Below are 25,337 nucleotides of genomic sequence, written 5' to 3'. Positions count from 1 at the left end.
CATGATTGAAGTTACTACGCCAGGAAAGTTATTTATTGCAGGAGAATATGCCGTTGTTGAACCTGGCCACCCTGCCATTATCGTTGCTGTGGATCAATTCGTAACTGTGACTGTCGAAGAAACAACAGATGAAGGCAGTATTCAATCTGCACAATACAGCTCGTTACCTATTCGCTGGACACGCCGAAATGGTGAGCTTGTATTAGATATTCGCGAAAATCCTTTTCATTATGTTTTAGCGGCGATTCATCTAACTGAAAAATATGCGCAAGAGCAAAACAAAGAATTGTCATTTTATCATTTAAAAGTGACGAGTGAATTAGATAGTTCAAATGGACGAAAATATGGTCTTGGTTCAAGCGGTGCGGTAACCGTTGGAACTGTCAAAGCCTTGAATATTTTTTATGACTTAGGTTTGGAAAATGAGGAAATTTTCAAATTATCAGCATTAGCTCACTTAGCCGTTCAAGGAAATGGTTCTTGTGGAGATATCGCTGCCAGCTGCTACGGGGGTTGGATTGCCTTTTCAACCTTCGATCATGATTGGGTCAATCAAAAAGTAGCCACTGAAACATTAACTGATTTGTTAGCAATGGACTGGCCTGAATTAATGATTTTTCCGTTAAAAGTACCGAAACAACTACGTTTACTAATTGGTTGGACAGGTAGCCCTGCGTCCACTTCAGACTTAGTTGATCGAGTCCATCAATCAAAAGAAGAAAAACAAGCGGCTTATGAGCAGTTCTTAATGAAAAGTCGGCTTTGTGTCGAAACAATGATTAATGGCTTTAACACAGGAAAAATTTCTGTTATTCAAAAACAAATTACTAAAAATCGCCAATTACTCGCCGAATTATCTTCACTGACTGGTGTGGTAATCGAAACAGAAGCCTTGAAAAATCTTTGTGATTTGGCTGAATCTTATACAGGAGCTGCGAAATCTTCTGGCGCTGGCGGGGGCGATTGTGGGATTGTAATTTTCCGCCAAAAATCTGGGATTTTACCATTAATGACTGCTTGGGAAAAAGACGGAATTACCCCACTGCCACTTCACGTCTATACCTATGGTCAAAAGGAGTGTAAGGAGAAGCATGAATCGAAAAGATGAACATCTATCATTAGCTAAAGCGTTCCACAAAGAAAAAAGTAATGACTTTGATCGTGTGCGTTTTGTTCACCAATCGTTTGCTGAATCCGCTGTTAACGAAGTGGATATTTCCACTTCGTTTCTTTCTTTTCAGCTTCCCCAACCTTTTTATGTCAATGCAATGACAGGTGGTAGTCAGCGTGCAAAAGAAATTAATCAGCAATTAGGCATTATTGCCAAAGAAACTGGCCTTTTAGTTGCGACAGGATCTGTCTCGGCAGCGTTAAAAGATGCTAGTTTAGCGGATACGTATCAAATTATGCGAAAAGAAAACCCAGATGGACTCATTTTTGCCAATATTGGTGCAGGTTTGGGTGTGGAAGAAGCAAAGCGAGCGCTTGATTTATTTCAAGCGAATGCCTTACAAATCCATGTAAATGTGCCCCAAGAATTGGTCATGCCTGAAGGAGATCGTGATTTCACTAATTGGCTAACCAAGATTGAAGCTATCGTACAGGCCGTAGAAGTGCCTGTCATTGTCAAAGAGGTTGGCTTTGGCATGAGCCAAGAAACCTTAGAAAAACTTACCTCTATCGGCGTTCAAGCAGCGGATGTGAGCGGCCAAGGCGGAACGAGTTTTACACAAATTGAAAATGCCCGGCGGAAGAAACGAGAACTTTCTTTCTTAGATGATTGGGGGCAATCAACGGTCATCTCTCTTCTGGAATCACAAAATTGGCAAAAGAAACTAACTATTCTCGGTTCTGGCGGTGTGCGTAACTCTCTTGATATTGTCAAAGGACTCGCTTTAGGTGCCAAAAGCATGGGAGTTGCTGGGACTATCTTAGCTTCCCTTATGAGTAAAAATGGTTTAGAAAATACCCTAGCCCTTGTACAGCAATGGCAAGAAGAAGTGAAAATGCTTTATACTCTTTTAGGAAAAAAGACGACAGAAGAATTGACGAGTACTGCACTTGTCCTCGATCCAGTTTTAGTTAATTGGTGTCATAACCGTGGTATCGACAGCACTGTTTTCGCAAAACGTTAAAGAGACCAGAACATTAATGTTCTGGTCTCTTTATTTGAGTTCTTTTATCCTACATAAGCATCTAAGATAATTTGTTTTAGTTCACTAATTAATGGTTCTTTCGGATTTGCAGTTGTACATTGGTCTTCATATGCAAGTTCTGCCATACGATCAACCGTTGTGTCTAATGTTTCTTGTGAGACACCTTGGGCTTTCAAGTTCATGTCAATTCCGACTGATTTACCTAAGTCTGCTACTGCTGTTGCTAAAGCTTCTACTAATTCTGCGGTAGTATTTCCTTTTAAGCCTAAGAATTTTGCAATGTCTGCATAATCAGTATCGGCGCGGAAGTAATCATATTTAGGGAACATTGCGTGTTTTGATGGATCTTTCGCATTGTAACGAATAATATGTGGTAATAAAATCGCATTTGTACGACCATGTGGAATGCCATATTCCCCACCAATTTTATGAGCAATAGAGTGACAAATACCTAAGAATGCATTGGCAAATGCCATCCCTGCCATGGTTGATGCATTATGCATTTTTTCGCGAGATTCCATATCTGGACGTTTCACTGAATTTTCTAAATGATCGAAAACTAACTTGATTGCTTGTAAACTTAAACCACGTGTGTAATCTGAAGCCATCACGGAAACATAAGATTCAATAGCATGTGTTAAAACATCCATACCTGTATCTGCAGTGACTGAAGCTGGCACAGACATTACGAACTGTGGATCAACAATCGCTACATCTGGTGTTAACGCATAGTCTGCTAACGGATATTTCACGTGTGTTTCACTATCAGTAATAACGGCAAATGGTGTAACTTCTGAACCAGTTCCTGAAGTAGTTGGTATACAAACAAATTGTGTTTTTTCTGGTTTGGCAATTTTATATGTCCGTTTGCGGATATCTAAGAATTTTTGTTTTGCACCAAAGAACTCTGTATCTGGGTGTTCATAGAACATCCACATGCCTTTCGCCGCGTCCATTGCAGAACCGCCACCCAAGGCAATCACTGTATCTGGTTGGAAATCAACCATCATTTTGGTACCTGCATAAACAGTATTTGTTGATGGGTTTGGTTCAACATCAGAAAATACTTCGATTTTCACATCATTTTTACGTTTTTGTAGCTCTTTACGTACGATATCTGCATAGCCAAATTGAACCATACCTGGGTCACAAACTAACATGACACGTTCAACATTTTCCATTTTTTGTAGATATTGTAAAGAATTTTTTTCAAAGAAAATTTTTGGAGGTAATTTAAACCATTGCATATTATTTCTCCGTTTCGCTACCGTTTTAATATTAATTAAGTTAATGGCTGATACGTTTTTAGAAACAGAGTTTTTCCCGTATGAACCACAACCAAGTGTTAAGGATGGAATCATTTCGTTATAAATGTTACCGATACCGCCTTCTGCTGATGGAGTATTCACTAAAATACGACAAGCTTTCATACGTAAACCAAAAGCAACTTGTAACTCTTCATCTTCTGTATGAATTACTGCTGTATGTCCTAAACCACCTAAGTTTAACATCGCTTCACATAGTTCAAAAGCATGCTCTGCATTGTTTGATTTCATCATTGCTAAAACTGGCGATAATTTTTCTCTTGATAATGGATATTCTGGACCTGCACCTTCTAATTCAGCGACTAAAATTTTTGTGCCTTTTGGTACGCTAATTCCTGCTAATTCAGCAATTTTTTCTGCAGAGTTACCGACAATCGCTGGATTTACTGCGTATTTGCCTTCATTCATCACTGCATCTTCTAGTTTTTGTAATTCATTCGGTTTCACGAAGTAAACATTGTGTGCTTCAAACTCAGCTTTGACAGAAGCATAAATTTCTTTATCCACAATGACCGCTTGCTCAGAAGCACAAATCATTCCATTATCAAATGATTTTGAAACAATTAAATCATTAACCGCACGTTTTACTTTAGCCGTTTTTTCAATATAAGCTGGTACGTTCCCAGGACCAACGCCTAGTGCTGGTTTACCTGTTGAGTACGCAGATTTTACCATGCCTGCGCCACCAGTTGCTAAAACAATGGCAATCCCTGGATGATTCATCAAAGCAGATGTTGCATCAATCGATGGTTGTTCAATCCATTGAATACAATTTTCTGGTGCACCTGCTGCAATCGCCGCATCCCGTACAATACGTGCCGCTTCTGCCGAACATTTTTGTGCGCTAGGATGGAAAGCAAAAACAATTGGATTTCTTGTTTTTAAGGCAATTAGTGATTTAAAAATAGTTGTTGACGTTGGGTTCGTTGTTGGTGTGACCCCACATACCACGCCAACTGGCTCAGCAATTTCCATTAAGCCGGTTTGTTCGTCTTTGTTAATTACACCCACTGTTTTATCATGTTTAATATTATTCCAAATGTATTCAGATGCATACATATTTTTGATTGCTTTATCTTCATAGATTCCACGGCCAGTTTCTTCGACAGCCATTTTTGCTAAAGGCATATGTTGGTCTAACGCCGCCATCGCCATTTGATGGACAATGTGATCTACTTGTTCTTGTGTAAAATCTTCCATTGCTTTTAAAGCGACATTCGCTTTTGTTGCTAATTCATCAATCATTGATGAAACATCAACTGTTTCTGTCTTTTCTTTTTTTACTGTTTTAACCATGTTCATCCTCCTAAGAGTTTCATTTTAAAAAAACTTTGTTAACTATTTCACATTCACATCATACAACATAAAATGAATCTTGTAAATAGTTTTTGTGATATTTTTCACAACTATTTATAATTTTTTTTATCTCAAAAAAAAAGACCTATTCTTTTTTCTAGAATAAGTCTTCAATATCATGCCAGTCCCTTAAAGGATTTTTTGATGTCTGTGCCAATAATTGTTGATAGTCAAAAAATTCATTCGGCTTAACCTTCTGAATGTCTTTGCGACAGTCTTTGACAGATAACTGGGTTTGTTTTTTCCAACGATAGGTGAGTAAATAAGTCAATAAATCTTCTTCGTTGATGGAAGAATAACCTAGTTCACGAAAATTTTGGCACTTCTTTTTAATACTTTTATTGAGCATTTTTTGTTGTAACCAACTTAATTTTTCCTTTGTCATGGGCTCTTCTCCTTCCAACCAAGCGAAAGATTGCTCACTTTTTAACTATCTTTCAACACTATAAAAAGGAACCTTTTTTGTAAACTTAATAGTTAAAAAGGACTTAGGGCGTAAGTCAAAATGACCTACCTTCCTAGTCCTACATTTTAAGATAAACGACACGAGCGGAATAGGAATTATCTCTTCTTATTGGCTTTCTCGTGTGACTACTGGTCACAGTTTCGCCTTTGAAAAGCCTGTTCCGCTCTCTTTAACCATTAAATAAATCAGTTGATTCGTTTAGTCTTTCTTTTCTTTTGAAGGATCTGATGTTTCAGGAACTTCAGTTACTTCTTCTGTGACTGTCTCTTCAACTTCTGTGACTGGTACACTAGTTACTGCTGAATCATTTGTAACAGCAGTTCCAGGTGTTACAGTTCGAATTGCTGCACGGTCAAATTCTAAGACAATACCTTCGCAATCGATTAAAACTGTTTTTTCGTTGATTTCACTTAAAACACCATGTAAACCACCAATTGTGACAACACTATCGCCAATTTTCATTGCGTTTAGTTGTTTTTGACGTTCTTGCTGTTGTTTCTTTTGAGAACGTGTCATGAAAAACATCATTCCTCCTAAAAGGACTAATGTAAAAATCATTGTAAATCCGCCACCCATTTGTTTCACCTCACTCTGCATTATTCACACTACTAACTGTATCAAAAAAATGCTTGAAGAACTAGTTTTTTCCTCTAATTTTTAGAAACTTTTTGCATTCGCTTTATTAAAGCCATATTCTTCAAAAAACGCTTGTCGGAATTCTAATAAATTGTCGTCCATAATTGCTTGACGGACGTTTTTCATTAAGTCTAACAAGAAGTATAAATTATGATACGATGTTAAACGGATTCCGAATGTTTCATCACATTTAATCAAATGACGAATATAGGCCCGCGTATAATTACGACAAACATAACAATCACATTTTTCATCAAGCGGACGAAAATCTCTTGCATATTGGGCATTTTTAACAACCAAGCGACCTTGTGAAGTCATACAAGTACCATTGCGCGCAATACGTGTTGGTAGCACACAATCAAACATGTCAATCCCACGAATCACTCCATCAATTAATGAATCAGGGGCACCCACACCCATTAAGTAACGTGGTTTATTTTCAGGAATTAACGGTGTCGTAAAGTCTAAGACTCGGTTCATTTCTTCCTTAGACTCACCAACAGATAAGCCACCAATCGAATAGCCAGGAAAATCCATACTCACTAAATCTTTGGCACTTTGACGACGTAAATCTTCAAATCCCGCACCTTGAACAATACCGAATAATCCCTGTCTATCAGGATTCGCATGGGCTTTTAAGCCACGCTCAGCCCAACGAGAAGTCCGTTCAATCGAGCGTTTGACATACTCATAGCTTTCATCAAATGGTGGACATTCATCAAAGCTCATCATAATATCTGATCCTAATTTATTTTGAATATTGATCGCTTTTTCTGGAGAAAGGAACATTTTTGAACCATTTAAATGATTTCTAAAATGCACACCTTCTTCTTCGATTTTCCGCATATCACTTAATGAGAAGACTTGGAAGCCACCTGAATCAGTTAAAATAGGTTGATCCCAGTTCATAAATTTGTGTAAACCGCCTGCTTCTTCGACTAAATCTTCACCTGGGCGTAACCATAAATGGTAAGTATTACTTAAAATAACACCGGCACCCATTTCTTTTAATTCTTCTGGTGAGATTGTTTTAACTGTCGCAAGTGTACCTACCGGCATAAACATTGGTGTTGGAAATGTGCCGTGAGGAGTAATTAATTCACCTAAACGCGCACCTGTGTGTTTATCTTTTTTGATTAAACGATAACGAATGGCTGGTTCCGTCATTCATTTCCCTACTTTCTACTATAATTTGTCCTCCCATCATCATACTTTTTTTTTATTGAATTTGCAAGGATTTCTCAAGGTTTCTTTTTTCAAAAAAGGATCCTTAAAAAAACAGCAACTAGTTCAAATAATTCAAATGAGCTAGTTGCTGTTTGGCACTTATTTTGTCGCTGTATATTTTTCTAAATCTTGCATCGCTGTTTTCACAATTTCAGGGGTAATTTTTTGTTTCATATAATGAATCGTTTCGCCTTCTATACAAGCACGTTCTGCTACTTCTTGATACTCGGCTTCAGTTAAGTCCATGTCCATTTCTTTTAAAGAAATAGGCAAACCTAGTTGGTGATAGAAAGGAATCAATTCAGCGATTTCTTGCCATTTCTCTTCAATGGCTAATTGAACAAACACACCATACGCCACTTTGTTTCCATGCAATTGTCGATGGCTAGCTGGCAGCAAAGTTAGTGCATCATGAATGGAATGGGCACCTGCTGTCCGACCATAATCATCGCCAAAGCCACCCACCATTCCACCAATAATTAAATTTGTTTCGATGACATCAATAAACGATTGATTTAATTGTTGCTCTTCCATCGCTTTTAAAGCATTGATACTTTCATTTAACAAAATATCGCGGCATTTTTCCGCGGCAAAATGAGAAACTTGAATAGGTAACACTTGGACGTCTAACTGCGAAATAATCGCATCTGCTTCGTACCATTTAGCTAATGTATCCCCAATACCTGCCACCATTAAGGACCGAGGCGAATGCAATAACACTCTTGGTTCTACCAACACCAAAGCGTTTGCTTGCGGAAAAACGTCATATCGTTCCATTGCTCCATCTTCTCGATACATTACACTCAATGGCGTGCACGGTGCACAAGTAGCTGCTAAAGTGGGCAAAATAATTACCGGTAACGCCATTTTGTGTGCTAAGGCTTTGCCCAAGTCGGCCACTTTTCCTCCACCAACAGCGACGATGGCCTCTAAATGATTGTCCAGCACTTGCGCTTCTAACTCTTGCACACGTTGATCTGTACAAACACCTCCATAGTTTTCAAAAACAGCTGTTACTTTTTGAAACGTCGGAAAATACGGTTTTGCCGCTTGCCATGACTCAGTCCCGTGTAAAATGAATACACGATGAATATTTCTGCATAATAGTTGTCCTTCTAATAATTCCCACGAACCAATTTCGCAAAGATACTCTTGTGGTGTCCCTCTCACAATTAATGATTGTTCCATCTTGAAAATCCCCTTCATTTTTGACTTTTGAATTTTTTTTTGAAAAAGTTGTATTTTTTCAACTCTACTACTTTTCCTTTTACATATTCTATGATATGATAAATCACATCATAACACAATAAATTTTTATACATTTATTCGCTTTTTTTGAATATTTATAAAAATAATACAAAAAGGAGTTTACGCAAATGACCAAATGTAAAAAATGGCTACAGACGATTTTACCAATTTTATTCTTGTTGCTCTCATTATTACCTATTAAAGAAACTTTTGCAGCCGAAAACGATCCAGTCTATGACAAAATCATCCAAAAGGGAGAACTAGTTGTCGGCTTATCCGCAGACTATGCCCCTTATGAATTTCATGCAAAAGTAGATGGTGAAGATAAAATTGTCGGTTTTGATATTTCTATTGCTCAAAAAATTGCCGACGATTTAGGCGTTAAATTAAAAATCGAAGAACTAGGCTTTGATGCTCTGTTAGGGGCCTTAAAAACTGGCAAGATTGACATGGTCATCTCTGGCATGTCGCCAACGCCTGAACGATTAAAAGAAGTAGCTTTTTCTCAACCATATATGAACGTTCAACAAAGAGTCATTGTTCGGAAAGAAGACAAAGATAAATTTCATTCCACTAAAGATTTCGAAGGCGTTCGTGCAGGTGCCCAAAAGCAAACGACACAAGAAGAATTAATTAAAACCGAATTAACCGGTGCTGTCCCTACTTCTCTTCAAAAAATTCCAGATTTAATTATGAATCTAAAAAATAATAAATTAGATGCAGTCGTTATGGAAGAACCGGTTGGCGAAGCCTATGTTTCTCAAAATGAGGATTTAGCTTTTGCTGATGTTACCTTTGAAAAAGGCTCAAAAGATACTGCCGTTGCTTTTCCTAAAGATGCGCCCGTTTTGACGGAGAAAGTAAATGCCTCTATTAAACAAATTAATGATCAAAAATTAATGGACGGTTATAAAAAAGAAGCCAATCAATTAATGTTCCAAAAAGATCAAAGCTTTTTACAAAAGTATGGAAAGTTCTATCTTAACGGTGCAGGCTATACCATTTTCCTAGCTTTCATTGGTGTTTTGTTTGGTGCCATTTTAGGGGCATTACTTGCCTTAATGAAGTTAGCCAATTCCAAAATTTTACGTGGCATTGCCATTGCTTATATTGAATATGTTCGTGGCACTCCTTTGCTTGTTCAAATTTTTATTGTCTATTTCGGGACAGGCGTTCTTGGTTTAGACTTATCAAAAGTAGCAGCTGGTTGTATTGCTCTTTCTTTAAACAGTGGTGCATATGTAGCAGAAATTATTCGTGCGGGTATTCAGGCAGTTAATAAAGGACAATTGGAAGCTGCTCGTTCCTTGGGAATGAATCAAAACCAAGCAATGCGATACATCATTTTCCCACAAGCTATTAAAAATATTTTACCAGCGTTAGGCAATGAATTTGTTACAGTAATTAAAGAATCTTCCGTTGTTTCAGTCATTGGTGTTTCGGAACTAATTTTCCAAGCTGGCAACGTTCAAGGAGCAAGTTTTAAACCCTTCCTACCTTACTTAATTGTATCGTTGATTTATTTCGTCCTAACCTTTACTATCTCACGTCTATTAGGTGTTGCTGAAAGGAGAATGAGTACTAGTGATTAACATTAAAAACTTACAGAAAACATTCGGAAAAAATGAAGTACTTAAAGGAATTGACTTAGAAATTGAAGCTGGTGAAGTTGTCGTAATTATTGGCCCTTCTGGCAGTGGTAAAAGTACTTTTTTACGTTGCTTGAACTTATTAGAAACACCAACTGGTGGCAGCGTTGAATTTGAAGGAAAAAATTTATTAGATAAAAATACCAACATTGATCAACTTCGTCAAAAAATGGGAATGGTATTCCAAAATTTCAATCTTTTCCCGCATAAAAATGTCTTGGAAAACTTAACGATTAGTCCTGTTAAAGTAAAAAAAGAAGCCGCTGCCGAAGCCACAGAACATGCTCTTTCTTTACTGGAACAAGTTGGTTTATCAGATAAAAAAGAAAATTATCCCGCTCAACTTTCTGGTGGGCAACAACAACGGGTAGCGATTGCTCGTGCTTTAGCCATGCGCCCTGACGTGATGCTGTTCGATGAACCAACTTCTGCCTTAGACCCTGAAATGGTGGGCGAAGTGCTATCCGTTATGAAAAATTTAGCTATTGAAGGGATGACAATGGTAGTGGTTACCCATGAAATGGGCTTCGCAAAAGAAGTCGCGGACCGTGTCATTTTTATGGATGCAGGAATTATTCAAGAAGAAGGCACACCTGAAGAAATTTTTGATGCGCCACAAAACCCAAGAACACAAGATTTTCTAAGAAAAGTTTTATAAAAAGGAGCACCTGGTATGGATCGCAAGAATATCGCAACACGTTACCAACAACCTACTGAAAATTTACTCATGGATATTGCAACATTGGCGAAAAAGACCCCAAATTTAATCGATTTATCGATTGGTGACCCTGACTTAATTACCGATGAGCGGATTATCGAACAAGCAGCTAACGATGCCAAAAATGGGCATACAAAATATACCGCTTCTGATGGTAGCGAGGCATTCATTGAGGCGGTCATTCAGTTTTATCAGTCACATTATCAATTATCCTTTCAACCGAATCAAGTCCGGGCCACAGTTGGCGCTCTGCACGGAATGTACCTTGCCTTACAAGTGATTCTAAATCCTGGAGATGAAGTGATTATTCATGAACCTTACTTCTCTCCTTATAAAGACCAAGTCCTTTTAGCAAATGGTCTTCCTGTCTTTTTACCGACTTATGAAGAAGATGGTTTCCAAATTGATGTAGCTCTTTTGAAAGAAAAAATCACGCCTAAAACCAAAGCGATTATTCTAAATTCACCGAATAACCCGACAGGCGCTGTTTTCTCTGAAGAAACTTTCAGAGAAATCGCACAGGTAGCGATTGAACACAATTTATACATTCTTTCAGATGAAGTTTATGAAGCCTTTTGTTTCCAAGAAACGTTTACTCCCATGGCTACGTTTGCTCCAGAAAATACTATCACTTTTGGTAGCTTTTCAAAAGCCTTTGCAATGACTGGTTGGCGTATTGGTTATATGATTGCCCCAGACTATATTAACGAAGTAGCCAAATTAATTAATGAAGGCGTTACGTATTCTGCGCCTACGTTGTCACAGCAAGCAGGAATCTATGCGTTACAACATTTTGACGAATTTGTAGACCCAATCGTTGAAGTGTTCCAAACACGTTTAGAGTATGTGGCCCAACGAGTAGCAAAGATTCCTTTCCTTTCGCTTCATCCAGTCAAAGGAAGTATTTACGCCTTCATTAATATTCAAAAAACTGGACTAACTTCCGTTCCTTTTGTGGAAAAGCTTTTAAAAGAGACACAGGTATTAGTGATTCCTGGAAAAGCATTTGGTGAAACAACGGGCGATGAGTACATTCGTTTAGCCGCAACACAAAATTTAGATTTATTAAAGGAAGCGTTCGATCGAATTGAAAGAATGACCTTTGAATAAAAAAGCTTCTGCATTAGCTAATAATCATAGCTAATGCAGAAGCTTTTTAGATTTCTTCTATCAATTCAATCGCTTGCCCACCAACATGCGGTGGAATCGACATAGTCATCGGCGGCAAGCCCACGACTGTGAAACGGACTTTGGTCCCTTTTTTCAAGTGAGACAGTGGGATACTTTCCTCTAACTGTTCAACAAGTATGTTTAAAATTACCCCATGAGAAAATAAGGGAACAATGGATTCTGGATCACTTTCTGCTTGGATATTTTCTAAATGTAATCGCATTGACAATGGCTGCGTCTCATTTAACACACCAGCCTCTGCTAATTTCCCTGTAAAAACAGCAAGTTTTTCAGTCATTTGTTTGCCTCCTTTTTAAACATCATATTGAAGAGAATTAATTCCATCCCCTAAAAATTCTGAAGCGTTGTTAAATTCGGCAGGATCATATTTGGTATAGGAAACTTGTAATGTCAAAGTAATATTTCTTAAGGTTTCAGAATGGGCAAATTTCTCTTGAGCTTGTTGTTTGAATTCTTTTCTAGTAGTGTATCCGTCATCCCCATCGCGGAAAATTAATAACGCCCAAGTCGGCGGTGTGCCGTCGATAAAGTATGGTAAGAAGCGATCATCTGTTGTCTCTTTAATCGCCGCTGTCACGATTTGTAGCAATTCATTCTTTTGTTCAGGACTTAATAAGTTACGAATACTTTCCCAATAGGCCACTCGAATCACGACTAAATATAACGGCGCTTCATAACGTGTAGAAATATCAGAAAATAAATCAAATCCTTCTTCGTACATTTTTGCTGTTCTTAAATTAGTTACTGCATCTAACGCATTTAACTGAGAAGTTTCTTTACGTAAACGAATATTTTCTTCTTGAATCATACGAATTTGATAAGTCACTGCATAGATTGTTAAACAGTAGAGTGGCGGCATGATTAGCCAAAATAATGAGCCATAGCTAAACAAATCATGATAGACATACTGATATACAACATAAGTCAATTGTAGAAAAATAAATATAAGCGAAAATGTTAACCCCGCTGTAATTCCTACAAAATAGGTAACGATAATTAAGATAACTGAAATTAATAGACAACTTAAGTCCACAAAGAAATCATTCGTTCCTAAGGCCATAAAGATGGTTGTGCCGACAACCAAAACAATTCCTACCAACAAAGTTAAATCCAAAAGTAAGGTCACTCGTTTTTGATTCACTCTATTCCCCACCTTTCAAATTCTTCTTCACGATGAAGAACGCACTTAATCCAATAATGATCATACCAATTAAGAAGACAAATAGATAAATCATTAATTTATGATTATTGACAATTCGTTTACCTAATGATTCGTTGCTAACGTTGCTTACACGTTTTTTGAAACGATAATCATAGCGACGATAGTTCGGATCAACCACAATGGCATCTCCTTTGTACATAGAAGCATTCTTCTCTGTATTCACTTGTGTAGAGGCTAAAAAGACACCTTGTGATTTAGCTCCTGTTAAGATTAACGCCGCGGCTTTCGCATTATATGGAGAAAACATTAGCTGCGCCGTACCGATTTGTTTACCATAATCTTTTTCGATACTCAGTTTCTCGTTTGAAACAAAACGTGTGAAGTCCTTATCATAATGGAAATATAACTGATCGTTTAACTTACGAATCATCGGATTATCCTTAGGCGTACCAAAAATAATCAAGTTATGATTTTCTAATGCCGCATTTTTAGGCGCTTTTTTATAATACGTAATCTCACCGACATTACTTTCGGCATAATTACCAATTAAGTTAAATAAATTGGTCAACACTTTAAAATAGTTATCGTCCATTTTTTCTGGTAATAAAATCGCTAAATCAGCAAAAGAACGGCTTCTGATAAAAATGTTCGGATAGTTGTTAAATAATATGTCATTCAGTTCTTCTGTTTGAATAAACGCATTCGAATTATTTTCAATAAAGGCCCATGGAGTCTGACCATTTCGTAAAACTTCTGGTGATTTAACATTCAAATCAAAAGCGACTTTTAAAACAAAACTATCAGCAATTTCTAAGTTCTTTGGAAATTCGAGATTTAATTCATCACCGTTCGCACGAGTAGCGGTTAATTTCTTGCTGCCAATTGGTTTATCATTGGCATAGACCGTCACTAAAGAAGAATCAAAATCTAAGTTTTCAGCGTATTTAAAATGTAAATGCACGCGACTTCCATTGGCATTGTTTCGATCCACTGGTAAATTGACAAAGTACGTTTGTTCTTGGTGATAGGCCCCTTCTAGCTTGTCCCCCGTTGAGGTTAATGGATAATTTCCATCAAATTCTAAAGTTGAACTAAACGTATCGGTATTCTCATCAACTGTTGTCTCTTCTTTATCTGTTTGGGTCATTAATTCATAGTTGGCTAAATAACGTCCCGCACGAACAAGTAAGTCCTCATCTTTAGAAGTAGCTACTAAAACATGCTTATCTGGTTGATTGAAAAATTTTAAGACAGCCTGGTCCTCCACACGTTTGCTATCAATTTGACTTTTATACTGATCTGGTAATTTATCATAGCTGGCAATAATCAACTGATAGGGTGCTGACTGTTCTTTGTTCAAAGAAGCCATTGGCAACAATTCTTCTGAGGTAGTAATCAAACGAGCAGCACCAGCTAACGCATGGGTCGCTGCAGCTAATTCTTTTTCCGATGCATTTTCTGGTGTCAAAATAACACTGTGTTTATTCGCAATCGTGTCTGCTCCTACAAAATGATTATAAAAAGAATGAATTGTATTCTCTGGTAGTTGTAAATCGTATTGGAAGTTTACGTTAGATCCTTCATACATCGTTAACCAATTTGCCGGAGTTTCAATTAAATTATACATGTCGTTTCCTGCCTGATTAATAATTTGGCCCTCAACAGTCAATGTATTTGTCTCTTTAATCAGTTCCAAAGGGATTTCAATCGTCTTTTGTTGAATACCAGTCGTATTTTCAGGACGCCAAGAATAAAACTTCACACCATTAACTGCCACAGTTAAATCTGAGGTCTGATTATTTTTTAATTGTGTGATTTGGTAGGTCATATTGAATGATGCTTTTTTTACGTCCCAATAATCAATTTTTGTAAAATACATGGTGCTACGGACAGAAGTACCTGTTAAAGAGATTGTTTTATTTTGAAAAGGTTGTGTAAAGGTATGGTTGTCTTGTTCTTTGTTTTCGGCGTATACGGTCGGACTTGCGACACCAATCAGAATTGCCAGAAAGAACAACCCTATTAAAGTGACTGTTTTTTGTTTCATTGCACGTTTCCTCCTTATTTAAATCGTTCAGTTTTGTACCATTTTGTTTGTGTTTGTTTATGAAAAACATTTTCTTTAATATACATCACCATGCCATAAGCGGCGACTACTAGCCACATCTGACTGTATGTAATATACATCAAGGCAATAATTAAGATATTCTCTAAAGTCATTTCGCCTTTTTCGGTCGTAATACTGACAAAAGTACTGAAAATAAATAACAAAATCGCTAACAACCATAAGGAATTGCTAAATCCTTGTAGGGTCGTTGTTAAGTAACCAGACATTGATAAAACTAACATGATGTCTGACAAAACGAGCGATGTCATTAAGAGAAAATAAATGGACAAGAAATATAAAATATCAAAACGGATCCGACTCGCTTTAGGATTAAACAATAATTTAGCATTTTTAACAATGACATAAATATTGCCTTTGACCCATCGCGTCCGTTGTCGGAACCAAACTGACAAAGTTTGTGGCTCTTGCTCCCACGTCACTGCTTTTGGTTGAAACTTAATTTTATAGCCCATCATATAGATGCGAAAACTGATTTCTGTATCTTCGGCTAACGCTTTGTCATCCCAGCCGCCAATGGCTTCAATAATACTACGACGAACAATGAAATTTGTGCCAGGAATCGTGCATAACTTAAATAATTGAAAACGACCGGCTTGTGCCATCCATTGAAAGGCAAGTGTTTCGATATTAATAAAACGTGTCAACAAGCTTGCATTGCGATTTCTCGTTCTAAATTTACCAATAACCGCGCCGTATTCCTCACTAGCGATTAACTCTCCAACTAAATAACGGAGTGCATTCGGTTCAGGTGTATTGTCCGCATCATAAATGGCAATCACGTCCCCCTTGGCTTGCTTGAAACCAATGTTTAAGGCATTAGACTTACCTTTCCCACCTGTTATATTGTCTGTATTAATAATCTGCAAATTTCGATTAACCGCCTTTTTTTGGACATTCGCTAAAAGCTCAGCACTATTATCACTTGAGTTGTCATTAATCACAATAATTTCATAGCGATCTTGCGGATAATTAAAATTCAATAACGCTTCAACTGTCCGCACAATGACAATTCCTTCATTATGGGCCGGCACCATAATTGAAACAAACGGCGCGTCTTCGTCCTCTACAGGTGGCGGTGCGACAGGATCTGTTTTTAAATAATAAACATAGCCAAAAATAACTAAGAGAATATTTACAATTAGTAGACTCCAAATAATGATAGTTGCTGTTAACATTACAATGTCAGCAATGGTCATTTGTCTTCCTCCTTATTAATATATTTCGACCGATAATTCTTTCGTCCAATCATAAACAAAATAATCAGGATGATTAAAGTCAGCGTGACAACGCCAATCAAAATATTGTTTGTGATACTGAAAAAGAATGAAAATAACCCTGTAAATCGTTGTTTTTCAACTGTTGAGGCCCCTGTATCAGCCAAACCATTGACAATTTGATTGTTTAAGAAGAACCGATTATTCCGAAATTCGATTTTCTGCGTTTGTGTTTGAACAGTGAAATGTTGATCCGCTTCTGAAACACTAAACACTATTGGTGCTTCCTTGACTTCTTGAATTAGATGATCCACTTCTTTTTTAGAATTTGGAAATGAAAAACTAATGGTGGTCGGCATTGGAAATCGATAGTCATTCGGATTATCTTTATCCGTCCATTCAATCCCCGATAAATAATCATACGGTAAATCAAACAAAGCATTCTTATAAGTGATTGATTCTCCCGTTTGGTTCCGATAAAAAACGCGTTCAATCGGCGGATTTTCTCTTAGAATCACTGTATCACTAATTGCTAGACCATCCTCTTGGTATTGAAGGTCTTGATTCCAGTATCCTGGAGCAGAAATGCCTACTGGATAGACATGTCTGTCGACCAATAAACTAATCTGCTGCTCCATCAATTGTTTCAAGGCACGTTGGTCATTTAAATCAACATTGTTAACGACCGGTGTTTCTAAGAAAATGACCCCCGTCGAAGCAAACGCACGTAACGCATTCGTAAATAGTTTATAAGGTAAAATCGTATTGTTTTGTGAAACGCTCGTACTGGATAAAATATAAGGATACGTGGTTTTAACTAATTCTTCTTGCAAATAGGTTGCCACAGACATATCTCTTAACGGGTTAAAATCAGAAATCGTCAAAAACGGCCGTGACATTTTTTCACTTTCCAGCCATTGACTAATTACGTCCAAGCTTTCTAAAAAAACAGCGCCTTTGCGTTCAAACATTGGGAGAAAAGCATGCCCATTCTCAATTACACCAAATGGATATTCTTCTGGTGCTAATTCTTGTGTTTTTAATCGGCCAACCGTCTGACCTTGCGTATTTTCCAGCACAACTGATTGATCTTGAAAAGGCAATACTTGAGAAAAGCGGTTTTTTTCATCTTCTAACCGATATTGACGATGACTTAATTCTTTCCACGTACCGCTAAAATATTGTTTTTCATCGTCACGCATGTTTCGACCAATGTGTAATTGTTTGCCTTTAAAATGAACTCGATCTGCTAGAAAATCAGAGGCAATAACGCCGGCTTGTTCAGGCCAATTCACCATAGAAATCAAACTGTCATAGCCATCATTTAGCAATTCGCCAGGTACATAATCTGATACCGCCACACTCTGAACTTCTACTCCAAAACTCGTCAACACTCGTTGTAAAGCATCCACATCATTTTCTTTTTTCCCAGCAATATTCAAGCTGTCATAGACAAGTAAGACATGTTTACTTGGTGCAGCCAGCGCCGGTTTGGCAAAGCCACAAAAAACGAAAAAGAGTAAGAAACACACCCAGCCAATAAGATATTGTTTATTTTTCAATTCCCTCTACCTCCCCAATGACTTGTGGTGTTGTATCTTGCCACATTCGTTTACCAATAACATCAGAAACAATTTGTAACAAGAGAAAATCTAAAAATACTGAGACTAAAAACAAATGACGTACTAAGTCACTATCCCCATCAATAATAATTGTTGAAATGAAAACAACTAATAAATTAAGATAAATCCCTGTCATTAAAAAGAAGCGAAAAACTAATCTGGGTTCGTTTCTCTTGAGTCCTCTGTATAAACCAACGCCATATAAACCAAACAGAATCACGCCTAATAATAGATAGAAAGCAAAGTTTTTAGGGAAAAAACTGGCTTTAATACGGTTATACACCATAAAAAATTTAGATTGTTCCAGCGGTGCACGCCCCGTCGTTTTCTCAAAATTCCCAACATTATTAGGCTTTACTAAGTAAACATTTGGGACCGCTGAATTCAGTCCTTGCCATAATTCAGATGGATAATTTAAATAATTCAATAACACCCATCCAAAACTCGTTTTATCAAAAAAATATTTTTTCATTTGTTCAGAAGTTGGTGACACGGGACTGTATTCTTCAAAGTAGGAACGTCCCTTTTGTAACCCATATTGCGGGTTGATTCCGCCCTCTGACATCCGTTTATCTGGAACCTTACTATCCTTCATTACACCGCGCGTCATACTGTGGTAGACATCACGTTCATAGATATCGTTAGGAACGATAAAAGCTGCTAACGTTGTAAAACCAATCAGTGCAATTAAAAAGGCCGTCATTGACAATCGTTGATAACGTTGTGACAAGTAGACAAAAAATCCTAATCCAGCAATAATTACACCAATAATCAGCAAATATTCTTGGCGTGTTGTTCCTATTAAAAGTACTACTGCTTGTGCCAAGATAACTAAAACTATTCTTCTGAGCCAAGTTCGTGGTTTCGTCACCCGATAAAAATAGACTGAAAATGCTAAGACACTCACAGAAAGTAAAAAACTCGTCGCTTCAGTATAAAAGGAATTAAAATAAATCGTATAGGAGGTATCCCCCAAGATGAAAATAACCAACAAAGAGATAAGATAACTTTTTTTCAAAGATACGCCTTCGGTTAAGCCTCGTACCAGAATATAAATTGACACTAAAAAACAACTAAGATAAACGAAACCTAAGAAACGAATATCGAAAAGTGTTTGACTATAAAAAAGTTTATTAAGCCAAATGGCAATGGTGATGAAAAATTGTTGAGTGGAAACAAAGTGCGTCGTTGTTTCATTAAAATAACGCATAATTGAAAAGTCCTTAACAAAATAGGCCACATTGTCGTAGCTATCACCATTGACACGATAAAGACTATTTGAATTTAACACACGAAAATACTCGCCATTATCTCCCAAGCCATTAATCGGATAAACAAATAACAAAATGCTTGTCACTAACCCAATCCCTAAAACGGCCAAAAGACTTGGAGAAATATAACGACTCAACCATTCAAAAGCCGAGTTCATGTATTTTTTGATCTTTTCCATGCTTTCACCTCATCTAGAAATCATAGGCCAAAAGAGCCATTAAGTTATTATAGGAATAGACTTGTTTCGTAACTTTATCACCAAACCCTCCATAAATCGGGCTGCTTGAATCCATAATTTGAAAATTATTAAGTACTGTAATTGCCGCACGATACAACTCTTTGTCATTTTCGGCAACACCAATTAAAGCCGCTATCGCATAACTGGCTGCAGATTGATTTTTATCCACAGGCGATCCATTTAAATCATACGAGTTAAAAAGCGTTCCTTGCTGAACTTGTTTTCGCACAAAATCAATACTAGTCTGCTTCGCCATACCCACTTCACTTAAATGGACAATCGTTAATAAAGATTCAATAATATTAAGTGTTCCGTTGTTTTCGTATTTATTTGTTTGATGATTAAACTTCGTTTGATAAAGAGGTAAATCATCAGAAATATAGCCATCGTCTATTAATTGGTAATGATACTGCAAGTAGTCTGCTGAAATCCCAAATTCTTTGTATAGATAACCCAGCGTAATTAAGTCAATATAAAACAAAGAAGTTTCTGAAGACTGTTGTTTTGATTTACTATCGTAAAAATCAATTAGAATATTATCTTTCATAGAGGTTTCCATAAAACTCTTGCCTAATTTTTTAATTTCTTGATCGTACTGATCTGTTTTAAAATGCCCCCCTGCTTCAATTAATGAACGAATGATCCGTAAATCATCAATCGAGGCATTGACATTGTATTTATTGCCTTGCTCGTCAATTCGGTAACTAAATTGGACGCCGTCGTAAAAGGTGTCTTTCGTCTGCTTGTAAAAATTATCAAAACGTCCCTGCGTATCAAAAGCTAAATTACGCAAATATAGACCCGAAGACTCACTTAGCAACTCATGTCCTGTGGCGACATCTTTGCGTTCAGCATCTGGTAAATAGTTGGTTAAAAAACCGCCGTCTGTTTTGAGCCGGGTTTCAATAAAAAACTTCAACAAATCTTTGCGTTCAGCTGTTTCTTTTGTGTGAAATTCATGTTTTGTTAAAAAATGTTGTTTGTCTGTCGACATTAAGCGTTGAATTTTTGGATTCACTTTTTCCACCTCTACTTTATAGGATTTTTCTCTAAACAAAAGAAAATATCCTCCCAGAAGCACCACGAATACCCCAATAAAAATCCAAAGTTTTCTCTTCATTGTTACGCCTCTTTTCCTCACTTCTTTATTGTCAGTGTACACAAAAGTACTTGTTTTTGCGAAACTTACGCTACCTCTTCAAACGCAAGAAAAAAAGCAATCCATAAAAATAAAAGGATTGCTTTAACCGTTTCGTCGATCATTTCCTGTCATCGTAATCTCTTTTGACAGATAACGCACACGTTCCATAATTCGTCTGGCTTTTAGCGGCTCTTGTTCTCCTCGTTGCGTCACGGTTAAATGCTCTTCTAAAGCTTTTAAATCTAGATTGGAAGAGAAAAAAGTAACTAATTGTTCTTGCATTCGGTATTGCAAGATTACGCTTAAAACGTCGTCACGAATCCAACTAGTCATGGATTCCGCACCAATGTCATCAATCATTAATATAGGGGATTTTTTTACTGCATCGAGCTTTTCACCAACTTGATCGCGACCAATGGCTTGCTTCATTTCTACTGTAAATGTTGGAAAATGAACAATTGTCGTAGTAAATCCACGTTCTGCTAAAGCATTAGCCATCGCACCTAATAAGAAAGATTTTCCTACACCGAAGGGGCCTTGTAAATAGAGCCCTTTATGAAATTCTTTTGGTGTCGCAGGATATTCTCTTAAAAATTGCATTGCTTCTGCTAACGCTTTGGCTCGACCTTGAGAAGATGGATCGAAATCTCGTAAATTTGCTTCTCGGACATCTTTTGGCATGTCCATTGCCCTTACTCGATTACGAATTTCTTCTTCCTTCTGACGGGCGATTAAATCAGCCGTTGGGACATACGTTACATCAATGTAATGAAAGTTCAACATTAATCTTGGCTCATAGCCGGGGGCAATCATTGCCGGATCGTTTAATTGAAATTTCTTTTTTTCTTGAACAAATTCATACAGCTTAGCATAACTTTTACGAATATCTTCATCGCTTAAACGCTCTCGGTTTGCTTGTATAAAGGCTTGAACATCTTGATCTTTCAATACTTCGTTAACCAGCTCTTCATATCGTTCATTGATGTCACGCTTCTGGATAATTTTTGACATTTCTTTTCCTACGTCTTCCATCATTGGTCACCTCCTTGGTTTAAAAATTCTTGAATTTGTCGATCTAACTCGGCTTGTTCTTCTGGGGAAAGTTTTGTTTCATCGTTTGGCTGATCTGCCCATTCTGGCAATCGCTCTTGTCGAACAGTTTGGCGTTTCCCTGAATAATTTTGTTGTCGCTGTTTTTGTTTGGTTTGGCTTTGTTTTGCCAATTCTCTGACATGTTCAATTGCTTTTTCTGGTGAATGAATGCCACTTTGTCCCCATTCATTCGCAATTCGATTCACATACTCCGCTTTTAAAGTCGGTTGTTGTTGAATATTGTAAACATAGTTAATCAAAATATTAATCACACTAGTCGGTAAGCCTGATTTAGCAACCAAATATTTCACTAATGAACGTTCTTGTGGTGTCGTATAGCCACCTCGACTATTTTTTAAAGCTTCTAAATATTGAATAGGCGGATTCTTTTCACTATCCATAATCATTTGGATATCCAGTTCAGAAAAACCATTCATTTTTAATGCGTTATATCGATACGTTTGTTGCTCTTCCACCGTCAATTGTGCTTGCTTGTTTGTCACTACGTTTGTTGGTTGTGGTTTTTTATCAGGATCAAACGCTTGATGAATCGTTCCCACTAATTCCTTAGGCAAAATTCGACTTGTATAATAGTCAAATGATTTCGAAGCAAAGTCTACCATATCTAACTCATTGATGCCATATAATTGATGAAAAACATAGACTTCTTCTTGAAAACTAGCCTCATCTTCAGGCAATTGTAAACCTAAGCGGTGCAAACCTTCCACAAAATAGTGCCAATCAAAAGAATCCGTTGATACAGAAATTTTCTTCGATTTTTCTTGTTGAGAAAAAGTTTCTTGAATCGTTGTCAATCGGTTCGCTTCGGAAACAATTTGTTCTTCTTTAAAGGCATAAACCTCTTGAAAGCTAGCGGAAACATTTTGATAGCCCTCTGTTTTAGTAGGATGCGGTTGGAACTTTTGCACTAATTGATCAAATTTCCGTTGTCCAACCCGATTAAATAACACTAAAGCTAACACTTCATCTTTAAAAAAACGAGCGGCTGTTTCAGGTGCTTTTAAATAATATAAATAACAATCTCCTAATTCCCGATCTGTTTTTTTATACGTTTCTAGCAACCCAATGCCCTCTAATTTGTAGCAAGCTTCTTCTAATTGTTGGCAACTCAAGTCCAGCAAACTAATTAAATCTGCATGAAACAGCGAGCCATCCTCCTCTGAGTCTGTTGTTTCAGATAACAAAAGCCAATATAAACTAAACGCATTGGCGCCGACAATTGGTTGATATAAAAAGGTTAAAACCTCTTTCTCTTGATCAGAAAGCGGTGAATCAATAACCGCTTGAAAAATATTTTTTGGTTGGATTCTTTGCCGATTTCCTTTCAAAGAAAGACCTCCTTTTTAATTTTCTGAGTCAGGAGAAGAAGATTTTGCTTTGTCGACAATGTCCTGTAACTCTTTCAAAAACACGCTCATATCTTTGAATTGTCGATAAACACTCGCAAAGCGGATGTAGGCAATTTCATCTAGATTGACTAAATCTTCCATCACATATTCACCGATAAGCGTTGTAGAGACTTCATTTTCCCCTAAACTACGCACTCGATTTTCAACATTATCGACAATTTGAACCATTTGTTCCATAGCAACGGGTCTTTTTTCCGCAGAGCGAATGAGCCCACGCAAAATTTTATCACGATTAAATTCTTCACGATCCCCATTTTTCTTGATTACAAGTAATGGCGCCGCTTCAATTCTTTCAAATGTAGTGAACCGATAACTGCAATTTTCACATTCACGACGACGGCGAATTGCACGTCCATCATCTGCTTGACGGCTATCAATAACACGGGAATTATTATGATGACATCTTGGACAACGCATAACGTTCACCTCTTCTATTCTGTATAATTTTTGTTGCCTATATTATAACATGAAATTGCGCTATTACTAGGTCTTTAGAACTGGTTCTTAGTTGAATCTTTGCCATTCTTTAATAAAAACAAAGACTTTCACTGTTTTTTCTGAAATTTTCAAAACATTTTACGCCATTTAAAAAATATTCACTTCTTTCCAGTTTGTTCCTCTAGCCACTTCTTCACTTGTTGTTCCGTTTCTTCTCTAGTTCCTTGATTATCAAACACGATATCTGCTCGTTCTTTTTTCATTTCAATCGGCCATTGGCTAGCAATTCGTTGTTGCGCTTCTTCTTCTGTTAATTGGTTTCGGGCCATCAGACGCTCTTTTTGAATCTTTTCTGGTACATATACCACAGCAACTTGATCCATAATCGCCTCATAATGAGCTTCATAAAGCAGAGGAATATCAACAATAACAAGGGCGGCTTTCTTTTTAGCTTCTTCAATTTGACGTAAAATTTCTTTTCTTAAAAAAGGTTTCAGCGTTTCATTTAACAGCTCTCTTTTTTGAGGACTAGCGAAAATTAATTGTCCTAACTTTTTCCGATCCAATTCACCAGTTGTTAATACTATTTCTGGTCCGAAAGTTTCAACGATTGCGGCTAAGGCTGGTTGCCCTTTTGCAACAATTTCGCGGGCGATAATGTCGCCGTCAACAATTGGATAACCCGCTTTTTTAAAAAGAGCAACAACCGTACTTTTACCTGTCGCAATCCCTCCTGTAATGCCTAAAACTTTTGTCATTTCAATCGACGACCTTTCAATTGTTGGCATTGTGGACAATAATGCGTACCACGTTGTGCCACTTTTGTTTTAACAATTGGCGTACCACAACGATTGCAAGGTAAGCCTGTTTGCCCATAGACATTCAACGCTACTTGAAAAGTCCCTGCTTCTCCTAACGCGTTTAGATAGGTTCGGATGGTGGTTCCACCTGCTTCAACAGCGCGTGCCAAGACGTCAATGATTGCTTGATACAACGTAGCAACTTCCGCAGGTTTTAAGGAATCTGCTGGTTGTTCTGGATGGATTTGCGCTTGCCAAAGTGCTTCATCTACATAAATATTCCCCAAGCCCGTCACTAGCTTTTGATCTAACAGCAATGGCTTAATTGCCTTATGATGCTTTTTCAAGCCTTGTTGAAAAGTAGCTAATTGGAAAACGTCTGGTGTTGGCTCTGGGCCCAAAGCTAAAATCCCTTTATATTGATGACCTTGATTCTTAGGAACCAATGTCATACGGCCAAATTTCCGTACATCTAAATAACGTAATTGCGTGCCATCTGTAAAAGTAAACATTACATGGGTATGTTTGGCAATTTCATCATCAGCCTGATGAAACTCATATTTTCCTTCCATCCGTAAGTGAGAAATCATATCATTATCAGACAATTTAAAAATCAGAAATTTTCCTCTTCGCTCAATCCCTTCAATCGTTTGACCAGCTAATTGACCTTGAAATACATCAACTTCTGGTGATTCAATAATTCTTGGCCAAAAAACAATGACTTCTTGAATGGTTTTTCCTACAACAAGTTTTTCAAGTCCTTTTCGCACTGTTTCTACTTCTGGTAATTCTGGCATTATTTTTGCTCCTTTATATAAAGAGGTCTGA

At 37.3% G+C, this 25,337-nt stretch carries 22 protein-coding genes; 5 read left to right on the top strand and 17 right to left on the bottom strand.

Annotated elements, in window-relative coordinates:
- Position 1 precedes the first annotated feature (1 nt).
- Both AB1I62_RS04185 and fni read left to right on the top strand, forming a co-directional pair.
- Complete coding sequence (locus AB1I62_RS04185) at positions 2-1,108, top strand: phosphomevalonate kinase (protein ID WP_002355777.1); 1,107 nt, start codon at positions 2-4, stop codon at positions 1,106-1,108.
- Positions 1,092-2,135, top strand: a complete 1,044-nt coding sequence (gene fni / locus AB1I62_RS04180) for a type 2 isopentenyl-diphosphate Delta-isomerase (RefSeq protein WP_002399734.1) — start codon at positions 1,092-1,094, stop codon at positions 2,133-2,135. The genes AB1I62_RS04185 and fni overlap by 17 nt, the downstream gene beginning before the upstream one ends.
- A gap of 44 nt (positions 2,136-2,179) precedes the next feature.
- Here fni and adhE read toward each other — a convergent pair whose 3' ends face one another.
- The 5 genes from adhE to AB1I62_RS04155 all read right to left on the bottom strand — a co-directional run bounded on the left by adhE (position 2,180) and on the right by AB1I62_RS04155 (position 8,372).
- Entirely contained in the window at positions 2,180-4,777 is a 2,598-nt protein-coding gene (gene adhE, locus AB1I62_RS04175; RefSeq protein ID WP_002388933.1) for a bifunctional acetaldehyde-CoA/alcohol dehydrogenase, read from the bottom strand.
- Between the two features lie 157 nt (positions 4,778-4,934).
- Positions 4,935-5,240: a post-transcriptional regulator gene (locus tag AB1I62_RS04170; RefSeq protein ID WP_048736933.1), complete on the bottom strand. Its 306-nt coding sequence runs from the start codon at positions 5,238-5,240 to the stop codon at positions 4,935-4,937.
- Positions 5,241-5,501: 261 nt separating this feature from the next.
- Complete coding sequence (yajC, locus tag AB1I62_RS04165) at positions 5,502-5,900, bottom strand: preprotein translocase subunit YajC (RefSeq protein WP_025189494.1); 399 nt, start codon at positions 5,898-5,900, stop codon at positions 5,502-5,504.
- Between the two features lie 60 nt (positions 5,901-5,960).
- Entirely contained in the window at positions 5,961-7,106 is a 1,146-nt protein-coding gene (gene tgt, locus AB1I62_RS04160) for a tRNA guanosine(34) transglycosylase Tgt (RefSeq protein WP_048736936.1), read from the bottom strand.
- Between the two features lie 159 nt (positions 7,107-7,265).
- Positions 7,266-8,372, bottom strand: a complete 1,107-nt coding sequence (locus tag AB1I62_RS04155; protein ID WP_002379176.1) for an iron-containing alcohol dehydrogenase family protein — start codon at positions 8,370-8,372, stop codon at positions 7,266-7,268.
- 170 nt (positions 8,373-8,542) lie between these two features.
- On the opposite strand from AB1I62_RS04155, the gene AB1I62_RS04150 reads away from it, so the two are divergent.
- Genes AB1I62_RS04150 through AB1I62_RS04140 form a run of 3 tightly spaced genes read left to right on the top strand, consistent with a single transcriptional unit; the run spans position 8,543 to position 11,891 of the window.
- Positions 8,543-10,006, top strand: coding sequence for an ABC transporter permease subunit (locus tag AB1I62_RS04150; RefSeq protein WP_002355770.1), 1,464 nt, complete (start codon positions 8,543-8,545; stop codon positions 10,004-10,006).
- The gene (locus tag AB1I62_RS04145; protein ID WP_002355769.1) at positions 9,999-10,721 is read left to right on the top strand and encodes an amino acid ABC transporter ATP-binding protein; all 723 of its coding nucleotides are present in this window, start codon (positions 9,999-10,001) and stop codon (positions 10,719-10,721) included. The genes AB1I62_RS04150 and AB1I62_RS04145 overlap by 8 nt, the downstream gene beginning before the upstream one ends.
- Positions 10,722-10,736: 15 nt before the next feature.
- On the top strand, positions 10,737-11,891 hold the full coding sequence (locus AB1I62_RS04140; RefSeq protein ID WP_048736940.1) for a pyridoxal phosphate-dependent aminotransferase: 1,155 nt from the start codon (positions 10,737-10,739) through the stop codon (positions 11,889-11,891).
- Positions 11,892-11,937: 46 nt separating this feature from the next.
- Here AB1I62_RS04140 and AB1I62_RS04135 read toward each other — a convergent pair whose 3' ends face one another.
- From AB1I62_RS04135 to mutM, 12 genes are all read right to left on the bottom strand, one after another.
- Positions 11,938-12,249, bottom strand: coding sequence for a hypothetical protein (locus AB1I62_RS04135; RefSeq protein WP_002355767.1), 312 nt, complete (start codon positions 12,247-12,249; stop codon positions 11,938-11,940).
- Positions 12,250-12,264: 15 nt separating this feature from the next.
- Positions 12,265-13,125 (bottom strand): hypothetical protein, encoded by an 861-nt coding sequence (locus tag AB1I62_RS04130; protein WP_048736942.1) that lies wholly within the window; start codon positions 13,123-13,125, stop codon positions 12,265-12,267.
- Positions 13,115-15,181 carry a cellulose biosynthesis cyclic di-GMP-binding regulatory protein BcsB gene (locus tag AB1I62_RS04125; protein WP_048736944.1) on the bottom strand — a complete coding sequence of 689 codons (2,067 nt, stop codon included), beginning with the start codon at positions 15,179-15,181 and terminating at the stop codon, positions 13,115-13,117. The genes AB1I62_RS04130 and AB1I62_RS04125 overlap by 11 nt, the downstream gene beginning before the upstream one ends.
- 14 nt (positions 15,182-15,195) lie before the next feature.
- Positions 15,196-16,458, bottom strand: coding sequence for a glycosyltransferase family 2 protein (locus AB1I62_RS04120; protein ID WP_002355764.1), 1,263 nt, complete (start codon positions 16,456-16,458; stop codon positions 15,196-15,198).
- Positions 16,455-18,038 carry a hypothetical protein gene (locus tag AB1I62_RS04115; protein WP_002355763.1) on the bottom strand — a complete coding sequence of 528 codons (1,584 nt, stop codon included), beginning with the start codon at positions 18,036-18,038 and terminating at the stop codon, positions 16,455-16,457. The genes AB1I62_RS04120 and AB1I62_RS04115 overlap by 4 nt, the downstream gene beginning before the upstream one ends.
- Positions 18,028-19,548, bottom strand: coding sequence for a hypothetical protein (locus AB1I62_RS04110; RefSeq protein WP_367019122.1), 1,521 nt, complete (start codon positions 19,546-19,548; stop codon positions 18,028-18,030). Before AB1I62_RS04110 ends, AB1I62_RS04115 begins: the two co-directional genes overlap by 11 nt.
- Before the next feature lie 13 nt (positions 19,549-19,561).
- Entirely contained in the window at positions 19,562-20,770 is a 1,209-nt protein-coding gene (locus tag AB1I62_RS04105) for a hypothetical protein (protein WP_002390400.1), read from the bottom strand.
- A gap of 81 nt (positions 20,771-20,851) precedes the next feature.
- Complete coding sequence (dnaI, locus tag AB1I62_RS04100; protein ID WP_002364725.1) at positions 20,852-21,781, bottom strand: primosomal protein DnaI; 930 nt, start codon at positions 21,779-21,781, stop codon at positions 20,852-20,854.
- Positions 21,781-23,190 (bottom strand): DnaD domain protein, encoded by a 1,410-nt coding sequence (locus AB1I62_RS04095; protein WP_367019121.1) that lies wholly within the window; start codon positions 23,188-23,190, stop codon positions 21,781-21,783. The genes dnaI and AB1I62_RS04095 overlap by 1 nt, the downstream gene beginning before the upstream one ends.
- Positions 23,191-23,205: 15 nt before the next feature.
- Entirely contained in the window at positions 23,206-23,688 is a 483-nt protein-coding gene (nrdR, locus tag AB1I62_RS04090; protein WP_002381296.1) for a transcriptional regulator NrdR, read from the bottom strand.
- A gap of 179 nt (positions 23,689-23,867) precedes the next feature.
- Positions 23,868-24,467: a dephospho-CoA kinase gene (gene coaE / locus AB1I62_RS04085; protein WP_002385031.1), complete on the bottom strand. Its 600-nt coding sequence runs from the start codon at positions 24,465-24,467 to the stop codon at positions 23,868-23,870.
- Positions 24,464-25,306 (bottom strand): DNA-formamidopyrimidine glycosylase, encoded by an 843-nt coding sequence (gene mutM, locus AB1I62_RS04080; protein WP_002355756.1) that lies wholly within the window; start codon positions 25,304-25,306, stop codon positions 24,464-24,466. Before mutM ends, coaE begins: the two co-directional genes overlap by 4 nt.
- Between the last annotated feature and the right edge of the window lie 31 nt (positions 25,307-25,337).

Source organism: Enterococcus sp. AN402, assembly GCF_040719405.1.
In the GTDB taxonomy this organism is placed as follows: Bacteria; Bacillota; Bacilli; order Lactobacillales; family Enterococcaceae; genus Enterococcus; species Enterococcus faecalis.
The sequence above is the reverse complement of the archived record's forward strand: the minus strand, read 5'-3'. Positions and strand labels throughout refer to the sequence as shown.